General features: G+C 59.5%; 10 protein-coding genes. 8 read left to right on the forward strand and 2 right to left on the reverse strand.

Going from position 1 to position 12,132, the window contains the following annotated elements; genetic code table 11:
- Nucleotides 1-47: 47 nt before the first annotated feature.
- Genes ectB through Q1B16_RS19010 form a run of 3 tightly spaced genes read left to right on the forward strand, consistent with a single transcriptional unit; the run spans nucleotide 48 to nucleotide 3,176 of the window.
- Entirely contained in the window at nucleotides 48-1,343 is a 1,296-nt protein-coding gene (ectB, locus tag Q1B16_RS19000; protein ID WP_299792743.1) for a diaminobutyrate--2-oxoglutarate transaminase, read from the forward strand.
- A 5-nt stretch (nucleotides 1,344-1,348) separates the two neighbouring features.
- Complete coding sequence (locus Q1B16_RS19005) at nucleotides 1,349-1,750, forward strand: ectoine synthase (protein WP_299792746.1); 402 nt, start codon at nucleotides 1,349-1,351, stop codon at nucleotides 1,748-1,750.
- A 1-nt stretch (nucleotide 1,751) separates the two neighbouring features.
- Entirely contained in the window at nucleotides 1,752-3,176 is a 1,425-nt protein-coding gene (locus Q1B16_RS19010) for an aspartate kinase (RefSeq protein WP_299792749.1), read from the forward strand.
- 21 nt (nucleotides 3,177-3,197) lie between these two features.
- On the opposite strand, the gene Q1B16_RS19015 is transcribed toward Q1B16_RS19010, so the two are convergent.
- Entirely contained in the window at nucleotides 3,198-3,824 is a 627-nt protein-coding gene (locus tag Q1B16_RS19015) for a glutathione S-transferase N-terminal domain-containing protein (protein ID WP_299792753.1), read from the reverse strand.
- Between the two features lie 434 nt (nucleotides 3,825-4,258).
- Between Q1B16_RS19015 and Q1B16_RS19020 the strand changes: the two genes are divergently transcribed.
- The 3 genes from Q1B16_RS19020 (at nucleotide 4,259) to Q1B16_RS19030 (ending at nucleotide 7,144) form a co-directional block, all read left to right on the forward strand.
- Entirely contained in the window at nucleotides 4,259-6,031 is a 1,773-nt protein-coding gene (locus tag Q1B16_RS19020; RefSeq protein ID WP_299792756.1) for a PIG-L family deacetylase, read from the forward strand.
- The gene (locus Q1B16_RS19025) at nucleotides 6,028-6,597 is read left to right on the forward strand and encodes a hypothetical protein (RefSeq protein ID WP_299792762.1); all 570 of its coding nucleotides are present in this window, start codon (nucleotides 6,028-6,030) and stop codon (nucleotides 6,595-6,597) included. The genes Q1B16_RS19020 and Q1B16_RS19025 overlap by 4 nt, the downstream gene beginning before the upstream one ends.
- Nucleotides 6,598-6,691: 94 nt before the next feature.
- Nucleotides 6,692-7,144, forward strand: a complete 453-nt coding sequence (locus Q1B16_RS19030) for a MarR family winged helix-turn-helix transcriptional regulator (RefSeq protein WP_299792765.1) — start codon at nucleotides 6,692-6,694, stop codon at nucleotides 7,142-7,144.
- A gap of 24 nt (nucleotides 7,145-7,168) precedes the next feature.
- Here the strand turns inward: Q1B16_RS19030 and Q1B16_RS19035 are convergent, their stop codons facing one another.
- The gene (locus tag Q1B16_RS19035; RefSeq protein WP_299792768.1) at nucleotides 7,169-8,515 is read right to left on the reverse strand and encodes a ferric reductase-like transmembrane domain-containing protein; all 1,347 of its coding nucleotides are present in this window, start codon (nucleotides 8,513-8,515) and stop codon (nucleotides 7,169-7,171) included.
- Between the two features lie 890 nt (nucleotides 8,516-9,405).
- Between Q1B16_RS19035 and Q1B16_RS19040 the strand changes: the two genes are divergently transcribed.
- Complete coding sequence (locus tag Q1B16_RS19040; protein ID WP_299792771.1) at nucleotides 9,406-10,647, forward strand: hypothetical protein; 1,242 nt, start codon at nucleotides 9,406-9,408, stop codon at nucleotides 10,645-10,647.
- Nucleotides 10,648-11,065: 418 nt separating this feature from the next.
- The gene (locus Q1B16_RS19045) at nucleotides 11,066-12,070 is read left to right on the forward strand and encodes a glycosyltransferase family 2 protein (RefSeq protein WP_299792774.1); all 1,005 of its coding nucleotides are present in this window, start codon (nucleotides 11,066-11,068) and stop codon (nucleotides 12,068-12,070) included.
- The last annotated feature ends 62 nt before the right edge of the window (nucleotides 12,071-12,132 follow it).

The following is a 12,132-nucleotide window of genomic DNA, read 5'->3' on the forward strand; positions in this document are numbered from 1 at the left end:
ACGCCTCTACCTCACATTCTGATTCCAATGCCTTGAAAGGACATCCAATGCCCAAGGACATGAACGATATTGTCTCGATCTTTGAACGCCGCGAAAGCGAAGCGCGGTCTTATTGCCGGGGAATGCCGGCCACCTTTACGTCCGCCAGCGGTTCCGAGATCACCGACGACACCGGCAAGACCTATATCGACTTTCTCGCCGGGTGTTCGTCGCTCAACTACGGTCACAACGATCCCGACATGAAATCAGCGTTGATTGACCACATCGCGAATGATGGCATCACGCATGGGTTGGATATGTATACCGACACTAAGGCCGCATTCTTGGAGACATTTGAGGAAAAGATCCTCGAACCGCGCGGGCTTGACTACAAGGTCATGATGACCGGCCCCACCGGCACCAACGCAGTCGAAGCCGCGATGAAGCTTGCTCGCAAAGTCACGAGACGGCGCAACATCGTTGCTTTTACCAACGGCTTCCACGGAATGACGATGGGCGCGCTGTCCTGCACCGGCAATGCCGGCAAGCGTGCGGGCGCAGGTGCTGGACCGCTATGTGGCGTGTCACGGATGCCGTTCGAGGGTGCATTTGGCGAAGACGTCGACACGCTCGCACAGATCGAAATGATGCTCGACAACCCCTCCAGTGGCATCGACGCGCCCGCCGCATTTATCCTTGAGCCTGTTCAGGGCGAAGGCGGGCTTAATGCTGCGTCAACCGAATGGATGCAGGGCATTGCGCGGCTGGCCAAAAAGCACGGCGCGCTTCTTATCGTCGATGACATCCAAGCGGGCTGCGGTCGCACCGGGCCATTCTTTTCGTTCGAAAAGATGGGGATCGAACCGGATCTCGTGCCCTTGGCGAAAAGCCTGTCGGGAATGGGACTTCCCTTTGCCGCGCTGCTGGTCAAGCCGGAACACGACATCTGGAAACCAGCTGAACACAACGGCACCTTCCGAGGCAACACCCATGCTTTCGTGACCGCACGCGTCGCGATCGAAAAGTTCTGGTCCGATGATCGGTTCGAGAAGGAGATCGGCGAAAAGGCCGAGATGCTGACCGGGGCGCTAAACGACATTGCCGCACTGGTCCCCGGTGCCAAGCTCAAAGGGCGCGGCATGATGCAGGGAGTCGATGTCGGATCGGGCGATCTTGCGGGCGATATCTGCGCTCGGGCCTTCGAAAAGGGGCTCATCATCGAAACCTCGGGTGCCCATGACGAGGTGGTCAAAGTGCTCGCGCCGTTGACCACGCCAAAAGACACGCTGCGCAAGGGCTTCAACATCCTGTTGGATGCCGCAAACGATGTTCTGAGCGCCCATAACAAAATCGCTGCGGAGTAATTGATATGATTGTCAGAGACTTCAACAAGATCATCGAAAACGAAAAGGACCGCGTCGTGTCGGACGCCAACTGGACAAGCGTCCGGATGCTTCTGGCCGACGACAACATGGGTTTTTCCTTCCACATCACGTTTCTCGAGGAAGGGTCCGAACACACGTTCGAATACAAGAACCACTTTGAGAGCGTGTATTGCATGAAGGGCAAAGGGTCGATCACCGACCTTGCCACCGGTGAGACGCACGAGATCACACCCGGCGTCATGTATGCGCTCGACAAGCACGACCGCCACGTCTTGCGGGCCGAGGAAGAGCTGGTCATGGCCTGCTGCTTCAACCCGCCCGTGACCGGCACCGAAGTGCACCGCGAAGACGGCTCCTACGCAGCGCCAGAGTCAGAAGATGCCTGATATGGCACATACGGTAGAGAAAATCGGCGGGACGTCCATGTCCCGCCTCTGCGAATTGCGCGACACGCTGTTTATCGGCGACCGCAAGGACAGAGACATCTACAACCGCGTTTTCGTGGTCTCGGCCTTTGGTGGGATCACGAACCTGCTGTTGGAGCACAAGAAATCCGGTGAACCGGGTGTCTATGCGCTCTTTGCCCATGACGACAGCAATCACAAATGGCAGGACGCGCTTGACCGCTTGGCCGATGCGATGAAAGCGGCCCACAAGGAAATCCTGTCGCACAAGGGCGATGTCCAACAGGCAAATATGTTCGTTGACGAGCGCATCCTTGGCGCGCGCAATTGCCTGATCGACCTGCAACGCCTGTGTTCCTACGGTCACTTCCGCTTGCCGGAACACATGGGCCATATTCGCGAGTTGCTTTCAGGGCTGGGTGAGGCGCATTCCGCTTTCGTCACCACGTTGATGCTCCAGCGCAGCAATATCGCGGCCCGGTTTGTCGATCTGTCGGGCTGGCGCGATGAGGGGGATGTCTGTCTCGAACAGCGCATCACCGACGCCTTTCAGGACCTTGATCCGGCGACGGAAATGCCCATTGTCACAGGGTATGCGCAATGCGTCGAAGGTCTGATGAACGAATTTGACCGTGGTTATTCCGAGGTCACGTTCTCGCATCTGGCCGCGCTGACCGGCGCGCGCGAGGCGATCATCCACAAGGAATTCCACCTGTCCTCGGCCGATCCAAAGCTGGTGGGCGAAGAAGCCGTGCGCAAGCTGGGCCGCACCAATTATGACGTGGCGGATCAGCTGTCCAACATGGGGATGGAGGCGATCCACCCCAAGGCGGCCAAGACGCTGCGCCAAGCAGGTGTGCCGTTGCGCGTGACCAATGCCTTCGATCCCGGCGATCCGGGGACGTTGATCGACGATCAGCCCGCCGACACGGCGGCGGCCGAGATCGTGACGGGCCTCGACATCGTCACGCTGGAAGTGTTCGAACAGGACATGGTGGGCGTCAAAGGCTACGATTCCGGCATTTTGGACGTGCTCAAGCGGCACAATGTGCGGATCGTGTCGAAAGTGTCGAACGCCAACACGATCACGCACTATCTTGATGCCTCGCTCAAGACGATGCGTCGGGTGGAGCGTGACATCGCCAAGATGTTTCCGGCGGCGGAAATCACCAGTCGCCGTCTTGCGATGGTGTCGGTGATCGGGCGTGACCTGAACGGTCTTTCGGTTCTGACCCGTGGCCTTCAGGCCATCGCCAACATCGGCCGCGAGGCCATCGGCGCAAGCCAGGGCCCGCGCAATGTGGATGTGCAGTTCGTGATGGATCGCGACTCGATGGAGCCTGTCATCAAGGCCCTGCACGAAGAGCTGATCGAAACCGCACCGACGCAGTTGTCCCGCGCGGCGTAAAACTAAATCCCGGTGCCCGCTTCAGGGCATCGGAATATCCGTGACGAATTTCGGCACCTGATAGCCCTTCTGCACCGCCGGACGGTCGGCAATGCGCAGATACCAGTCTCTGACATTGGGAAAGTCGTTCAGGTCAATCTCCTGCCATTCGAACCGCGCTGCCCAGGGAAAGATCGCCATATCGGCAATGGTGTAATCCCCGGCCACGAAATCCCGTCCCTCAAGCCGCGTGTTCAGCACGGAATACAGACGCTGCGCCTCTTTCCCGTAGCGCGCTTCGGCGTAGTCCGATGTGCCCTTGTTGAACTTCAGGAAATGATGCGCCTGCCCCAGCATCGGGCCAAAGCCGCCCATTTGCCACATGAGCCACTCCATCATCTGCCAATAGGCGTCGCCCTCCGCCAGAAAGCGCCCGTGCTTCTGCGCGAGATAGAGCAGGATCGCCCCGCTTTCCATCAGCGACAGCCCCGTGTCCTGATCGACGATGGCGGGGATCTTGTTGTTCGGCGAAATCTTGAGGAACTCCGGCGTAAACTGTTCGTCCTTCGTGATGTCGATGGAATGCACAGTGTAGGGCACGCCCAGCTCTTCCAGCAGGATAGACACCTTGCGCCCGTTTGGCGTTGTCCATGTGTATAGGTCGATCATATCCCGCCTCTTGTCTTGTGTTTACCGCAGCGCCTCACCGGTCGCCGTGTCAAAGATGTGCAGCGTGTCCAGGGCCGCCGTCAAGGTCATCTCTTCCCCTACTTTGGGCGGCGGGTGACGATCAGCGGCCAGATAAACGCGGCCCGGTTGCCGCCATCCATCGGATCTGCAATTCGTTGACCACGTCGATGCGCGCCGCCATATGCCGGTACTGGTCAGCTGCACGGACACGGAACTGGAAAGCGCCGCCAGCCGTTTATTGGCGCAGACTTATCTTTCCGCACCGGGACTGGATGTGACGAATACGGACGATCTGACCAGTCGCTATTCCGGCCAAAACCCGCATCTGTTACGCTGGCTGAGCGGCGCGGCAGAGGCGCTGTTACCGGCGCAGACGATCATTGATCCCCACCATCGCCGAAGCGAGGTAGACCATGCCCACTCCAGACCAAACCCGCCTTCAGGACACACGGATGCGCCCGCGCGTGCTCGATCTCTGGTGGGCGCTGCGCCCGCTGCAATCGGTGGTGCGGCTGATGAACACCGGCGCGCATCCCGACGATGAAACCACCGCGTTTCTGGCTGCCATCGGCCTGCGGGACGGCATCAACCTCAGCTATGCCTGTTCCACGCGCGGCGAGGGCGGGCAAAACGATATCGGCACCGAAAGCGGCGCGGCGCTTGGTGCGCTGCGCACCCGCGAGATGGAGCGCGCCTGCGATCTGCTCAACATGCGGCTCTACTGGCATGGCATCTCCCCCGATGATCCGATCCGCGATTTCCGGTTTTCCAAAAGCGGCGAGGAAACGATGGGCATCTGGGGCCACGACCACCTGCTGCACCGCTTTGTCGAGATCGTGCGCACCGACCGCCCCGATATCATCCTGCCGACTTTCCTCGATGTGCCGGGCCAGCACGGCCACCACCGCGCCATGACGCAGGCGGCGCACGAGGTGATGAGTGCCGCCGCCGATCCCGACTTCGCGTCGAACCTTCCGCCCTGGCAGGTGTCCAAGATGTACCTGCCCGCCTGGTCTGGCGCGGGGCAAGCCTATGACGACGATCAGCCGCCACCGGACCCAACGCTCACGATCAGTGGCGCAGGCAAGGACCCGGTGTCGGGATGGAGCTTTGCGCGCATCGGCCAGATGTCCCGCGCGTTTCATCGTACGCAGGGCATGGGGCGCTGGGTGCCCGCCGGTCCCGGACAGGACTGGCCGCTGCACCTTGCCGTCAGCCATGTCGAAGGCCCCGACGACAGCCTGACCGCCGGTCTCCCGCAAACATTGGCGGACCTCGTGGACAATGCGCCCGCGATCAAGGATCACCTGCTGTCCGCTCACGGCTATATCACCGAGACAATGTCGGCTTTCCCGCATTTCACCCATGTGGCGGCCACCGCCCGCACTGCGCTGAAACACGTTCAACTGGCCGAGGCCGACGCGCCCGCCCACATCGCGCATCGTCTTGCGGACAAGCATCGACAACTGGCGCATGTCCTGCGTCTGGCCCTCGGGGTCGAGGCCAGCGCGCGTACCGAGCAGATCTGGCTCCGCCCCGGCGACGTGACGCGGCTCACTGTCGAGTTTGACGCGGGCGATGCCGACCATGCTGCGCATAGCATTGCCCTGCCCTATGGTTGGTCGCTTGACGACGACACGATCACCATAACGACCGACGCGCACCAGACCGATCCCTACCGCGCTGAATACGATCCGCTTGATCCACCCCTGCCGCGGATCGAGATCCAGCTCGATGCGGCAACCGTCGCCGTACCGTTCGACACACCGCCGGTCATCTTGCCGGACCGTGCGGCACTGATCGTGCCGACAGCGGCTCTGATCAACCTCAACACACCGAAACGCGCGCTTCCCGTGGCGGTCGCCGATGTCAGCCCCGCTGGCAGCGCGGTCAGTTTCGACCTTCCCGATGGCTGGACTGCCGGGGCGCATGATGGCGGGTTGCACCTGATGCTGCCAGAGGATGCCGACCCCGGCCTTTACACCCTGCCGCTCTATGTCGGCCCAGCCCCCGCGATGACCGAACGGCGTATCGCCTACGACCACATTGATCCCACCGTTCACACACGGCCTGCGTCGCTTGACGTGCGTGTGCTTGACGTCACGGTCCCTGACGCAAAGGTCGGTTATATCGGCAGCGGCATGATGCCGTCGCCACGTGGCTCCGCGCGCTTGGCGCGGACGTGACCGAGCTTACCGATGACCAGATCAACCATGAAACCGCGCTGGCGGCTTTCGACACCATCGTGATCGGCATTTTCGCCCTGCAGTTCCGCGACGGGCTGTTGGACGAGATGCCCCGCATTCGTGACTGGGTCGAAGACGGCGGGACGTTGCTGACGCTCTACCACCGCCCTTGGGACAACTGGGATCCAGAGACTGTCCCGCCTCGCAGGCTCGAAATCGGGCAACCTTCGCTGCGTTGGCGTATCACCGACGCACAGGCAGAGGTCACGCATCTGGAGCCCGATCAGCCGCTACTGACCACGCCCAACCGGATCACCGCCGAGGATTGGGACGGCTGGGTCAAGGAACGCGGGCTTTATTTCGCCAAAAGCTGGGACGCGGCCTATACGCCGCTTCTGTCGATGGCCGATCCCGGTGAAGACCCGCTGACCGGAGCACTGCTGACCGCCGAGATCGGCAAAGGGCGTCACACCCATTGCAGCCTCGTGCTGCACACCCAGATGGCGCATCTTGTGCCGGGCGCGTTCCGCCTGATGGCAAATCTCATCGCCCCCCGCAGTCATTGACGATGAAGCGCTGGCGCAGACCCGTCCGGGCGCCATGACGGTCTCATGCGAATAGCGCTTGTCAAACCTGAGGCCCGGCGACGACTATACCCAGATGACCGACGCCAAGCCGCCCCTGCCGGATTTCGACCTCAACGCGTTTACGCCTTACCGCCTCGCCGTCGCCGCCAAACGCACGAGCGAGGAATTGTCACGCCAGTACCGCGATCAGTTTGGCATCTCGATCCCCGAATGGCGGGTGCTGGTCCATCTTGCTCATGAGGGCGATGCCACCTCGGTCAAGGATATCGAAACCCGCGTCCAGCTCGAGAAATACGAAGTCAGCCGCACCGCAAAGCGACTTGTCGAGAAGGGCCTGATCGTTAAGGCCGCGCATCCATCGGACCGGCGGTTGGTCGAGCTTGCCTTGACCGACAAGGGACAGGCGCTGATGGCGGAATTGCTGCCAAGGGCCAAGGCCTATCAGGCGGAAATCGAACGCCGCCTCGGCACGGCGTTCGAAAGCCTGGAATCGGGTTTATCGGAGCTTTTGCGTAAAACGGACTGACCTTCGTTCGGTCTGGCCTGTCGTTCAGCGCATGTTGAACAACTCCTGATGAAAGTCTGCGGGCTTCAGCCCGTGTTCCGTCAGATCGTGGCGGAGCGCGTCGCCGAAGGCGGCGGGGCCGCAGAACCAGATGCTCGCGGATTTCCAGTCGGGCAGCATCTCGCGCAGACGCGCCCCGGTGAGCAACCCGTCCTCTTTGTCGCGCATCAAGTGTAGATCCACACCTGCCGCCGCGACATCGGCCTCAAGAAGCGCGCGGGGCTTCGGGTCGATTTCCGGCACGGTATGGAAGAGATCGACGGATTTGCCATCCGGGGCAGTTGCCAGATGTTTCATTCGGGCGATGAACGGTGTGATGCCGATACCCGCTCCGATCCAGATCTGGCGGCTTTTGCTGTCCTCGAAGGTAAAGCGGCCATAGGGCCCTTCGACAGTTACATCGTCGCCCACTTTCACGGTCTGGGGCAAGCGCTCGGTATAGTCGCCAAGTGCCTTGGAGACAAAGCGAATGGTTCGGGTTTTCGGGTCCCAGGCGGAGGCGATGGTGAACGGATGCGCGCCTTCCTTTCGGTCAAAGGTGACGAAGGCGAACTGGCCTGCCCAATGTCCGGGCCAGACGCGGTCGACTGTCACTTCGGCTTCCGTGATCTTCATCGACGGGAAGTGCTGAAGCTCGGTGATCTTGCCGGCGAACTTGCGACGACGGCCGATCTGCCGGGTCAGCGTCAAACACGCCGCTGCGACCCCGCCGACCATCAGCAGACCCGTGATCAGACCCACCGGCTGAGTCCAGGCATCGAACTCCATGAGAACCATCGAATGGAAGACGAGAACAAGATAGGCCACGGCGATCAGCGTGTGGGTCTTGGCGAACCAGCGATAGGGAATGCGCCGGATCAACGCCACGGCGATGAGCAGCACCGCTATGTAGAACGCCTTTTCGCCAAGCCCCTCTGCCGGGTCTCTGAGGGTGCGCAGCATGGTTTCGATTGTCGCGACATCCGCAGCCTCAACCCCGGTCGGACGCGGTCCACGCTCGGGTGCGGTCATCAGGCCCAGATCGATGGCCCAACCCGGCCCGCTGACGAAAATCCAGTGCGCGACAGCGGTCACGAGCGCCGAAATGCCGAGCCACTTGTGCAGCCGATAGGACTTGTCGAGCCCGTTCAGCCAGCGGTCCACCCAGGGCGACCGCACGGCCAGGATCATCGCGACGCTCATCGCGCCGATACTGAGGACACCTGAATACTGCACGAGCAGGTTGCGGGCGGCGATGAAGTTCAGGGTTTCGGGCAACGGCAGGTTGGCCGCAACCCACAGGAAACTGAGGCCCAGAAGCGTGGCCCAGAGAGTGATCCGAATGGTTTTCATTGTTATGTTCCGTTGTTCACACAAGCTCTCACGGGCGACGGCCCGGATTCCGTCGCGCGACCTGACGGGAATTTGCCTATTCTGCGCTTTGGCCATTGGTGTGTCGGGGCAATCCCGCTCATCGGTGCGATGCAGGACCATCTGCCGTTTTGCCACCGGCGTCCTTTCTGCCAAGATGACGGTTGGTACCGTTCATTTTCTGGTCAACGCGTCATTGCGGAAACAGGTGATAAGACGCAGATCGCGTGACCCGCATCCCTGAGGTGGCGCCGATCCCAAGATCGGTGGCAAGCAGCAGTACCTGTTTGGCCTCAATGATGCCGGATCGTGCATTTTTGAGCGGTCCCGATCGATCTGATCGACGAAGGGAGGAAGGGAGGAAGGGAGGAAGCGGGGCTGCCGAGTGCCTTGTCCACGATTGGTGCCAAAAGAGACGTAGTCAGGCGAACCCAAGCGACCTGCTTGTGCGAACCCACGGGTGTCGCTGAACGGAGGCGGCCAAAATCATGTTCGCAGATAGACATGTTCGACTGCATCTGCAAACCTAGCATATGCGATTTTTGTCGAACCTGCTGCGCATTACATTGGGGCTCGGGTTTCTGAGCTTGCCAGTCCACGCCAGTGAGATTCTTCTCAACAGGAGCGATCTCGTTCAGATCCAATCCATGGTCTGGGCGGCGACCGGGCTTGAGCTCCCTAGACCGGCTTCTGACGTCCCCGTTATCGGCCCACGCAATACTCAGGATGGCGTTCGACTGTTCAGGGTTCTCAGTGGTCAAGGTGATGTCAATGGGTTCACAGGCGTCCTTTACGACAATCGGGACCGTGGCCACTCCCTGCTGGACTCAGAGCTGTATCCGAGCCTCACATTTCTCAAATACGGGCCTGCTTTGATTGCCGAAGGACATGACTTCGGTCTCGCAGGTCGGATCTTTCTGCCCGGTGTCGTCTTCGGAAATTCATCCGCCGCGATGACGGGCGGACCCGCGCCGCGTAGCCTTCCCCGTCTGGCGATGACCACTGATTTCTGGCGTGCCGTGACACCGAAGCTTTATGTCAACAACCATATCTACGTCTATCCAGAGCACCGCGACCATGATGCCGAAGACCGTTTTCCGGTCAATTGGCCTTACATGATCATCAGCCAGGGGTCTTCGCGCTCGGACAGACGGTTTCTCAATGCCATCGCGCTGACGCTGGCGGCGCTGCCCCGTGATACTTTCGACTTTCTGGAAAAGAATGGTCTGGTCGCCCCGACCCTGCAAATGGTGCTACGCCGAAATCTCGAGCCTGTGTCGTCCCGTGAGGAGTATCTATCGGGGGCTGCGCACCCGGTCGTGTTCGATGGTAAGCTCGTGCGAACGGGCCGAATGGTGGCGCAAGCGGCTGAGTTACGTCCGGCGGACATCCCGCCCCTGGTTCAGTTGCGCGTGGTCAGCGAAGATTTTTCCAAATTCGCCGGGCTTGCCGAAATGGATGAACGCTTTCTCGACACGCCGTCCTCGATCGGGCGTCTATGGCGCGGCTTCGCATGGGACCGGGAAATGGAGATCACCGCTGAGGACACCTCGGCGCCGAACAATCGACCCCTTACCTTTGAATGGCGGTTGCTGCGCGGCGATCCAGAGCGGGTCTGGATCGAACCGCAGGCACCCAATGGTCGTACGGCCAGAATTCGCGTTGCCTGGCACGATCCCTGGACCGAGCCGATCCCCGGCTCCGACGACTCGGAGCGCCGCGTGTCGCGTGTGGATATCGGCGTTTTTGCGAATAATGGCGTTCACGACAGCGCCCCGGCGATCATCTCCATAGATTTCCCCAGGCACCAGACCCGCCGCTATTCGGCAGGACCTGACGGAGAACACCGTCTCGTATCCATCGACTACACCGCGAAAGAGCGCGGCATCTATTTCGACCCACTGCTCTACTGGTCGGCCCCTTGGACAGACACGGCGCGTTACGACGCAAGCGGCGCGTTGCTGGGCTGGGATCGGAAGGATGCGAACGAGAGCACATCGCGCTTCGTTGCGGAAAAAGGCGACACGCCGGGGCCGCGTTACGAGATTGACCTCGCCAGTCCGCGCGTCCCGGTTCTGCGCGAGGTTTCGGAGGGACCGGGCGCGATACCCTGAAGAGCGACTTTCTCAAGAGAACAATACATTTTCCTGTAGGTGTTCACCCCATCGAATCCCGTTTCATGTCGGCACAAATTGGCGATCCTTCGAGAGATCAAATACGCCTCTGAGGCCGATGACGCGTTCCCTGAGAGGAATGCTGTTTACCTTGGATATGCCGCACACTTGCGGACGAAAAAACACCGATCAGCTACACGGGATCTGATACGGCATCGGAATCGATGTAAAGCGGTCGTGGTCCGCCTCAAGCAGGAATGCCTTGCGCATGGAAGTCTGGAAAGGCAATCTGGCCAAAAGGCACGCCAAATAGGCGCCTAAAACAGCTCGGACTGCATGAAAGGCTGATTTATGCAATTTTGGAGGTCACGGGTACATGTCACCTAAGCCTAAGCTTGCAATGCATGATGCAAAAAATATGTTTCATGTTGACGTCGGGCAGGTGGATCAAAATAAGCTCACGCTGTTTTCGGTGATGAAAAATGAGATAGATTTTTTACCTGCATGGTTGGAGCATCATCGCGGAATTGGATTCGAACAGTTTCTGATCTTTGATGACGCCTCCAACGACGGAACCCATGACTATCTTGCGAACGAGCCGGACGTCGTCGTGATAACATCTGAACTTGGATATGGGGACGAAATTCTGTTCCTTGATCCAGATGGTTCCAGTAAGGAATTGCGATTTGGTGTTTATTCGAAAATTGCCGCGCCGCATCTATTTTTCGATGGTTCGTATGTCGCATACTTGGATGCTGATGAATTCCTTCTCCTACCACCAGGGGTTACTTCGATTTCTGACGTGATTTCCAGATTGCAATTGACTAAGGCGCCTGCGGCGATAGCCTCTGTCGTGGAATTCTTCCCGCGAGATACCGCCGCCTTTAGCAAGGTTATGCCGAAAAGCTTCCCAGACTTGCTTCTGGCTTATCCATGGTTCGAGCCCGATCCCTTATTGGAGTTGGAGCCCGGAAAGCATCCGGTCCTGATAGGACAATCAAAATCTGAGCAATTGTTCGAGAAGTTCAAAATTTATCCGAATGCCAACCGTGGTCGGTGGGATTGGCTTAAACTGTTGTTTAAAGCCAAGAGACAACCCAAGATGCCGTCATCCCCGCGCCGCAAGACCCCTGTGGTGCTGCGCGACTCTCGATCACGCATGATCGGTTCTCACCGCAGTAACCTTCCGCCCTCTTCTGACGTTATGCTGACCGTCGCGCATTTTGTCTTCACTGCCCAATTCGCTGCAAAGATCGAGCGCGCCAAAGAATGGGGAGCTCATGCCAACGGAGGACGGAAGTATCATTATTATGCGCGACTCCTTGAAGCGATGAAAGGGGTACCTGACGGATTTATGTCGGAAAGATCAGAGCGTTATCATGGTCCCGACCAGCTTTTGGCCTGCGGGTTGATGCGGTGGTGAGTTCTTGCGACAGTGCTTTTCTGCTTACCGTCTTCGCACGTTTGGATTATCGGAATCATTGC

The organism is uncultured Marivita sp., assembly GCF_947488135.1.
Lineage (GTDB): Bacteria > Pseudomonadota > Alphaproteobacteria > Rhodobacterales > Rhodobacteraceae > Marivita.

What these genes read in the sequence shown, in the direction of transcription:
- Q1B16_RS19020 (WP_299792756.1), top strand. Translation starts at nt 4,259, where the DNA reads ATGCCCACTCCAGACCAAACCCGCCTTCAGGACACACGGATGCGCCCG.
- Q1B16_RS19045 (WP_299792774.1), top strand. Translation starts at nt 11,066, where the DNA reads ATGTTTCATGTTGACGTCGGGCAGGTGGATCAAAATAAGCTCACGCTG.
- Q1B16_RS19015 (WP_299792753.1), bottom strand. Translation starts at nt 3,824, where the DNA reads ATGATCGACCTATACACATGGACAACGCCAAACGGGCGCAAGGTGTCT.
- Q1B16_RS19035 (WP_299792768.1), bottom strand. Translation starts at nt 8,515, where the DNA reads ATGAAAACCATTCGGATCACTCTCTGGGCCACGCTTCTGGGCCTCAGT.
- Q1B16_RS19010 (WP_299792749.1), top strand. Translation starts at nt 1,752, where the DNA reads ATGGCACATACGGTAGAGAAAATCGGCGGGACGTCCATGTCCCGCCTC.
- Q1B16_RS19005 (WP_299792746.1), top strand. Translation starts at nt 1,349, where the DNA reads ATGATTGTCAGAGACTTCAACAAGATCATCGAAAACGAAAAGGACCGC.
- Q1B16_RS19030 (WP_299792765.1), top strand. Translation starts at nt 6,692, where the DNA reads ATGACCGACGCCAAGCCGCCCCTGCCGGATTTCGACCTCAACGCGTTT.
- ectB (WP_299792743.1), top strand. Translation starts at nt 48, where the DNA reads ATGCCCAAGGACATGAACGATATTGTCTCGATCTTTGAACGCCGCGAA.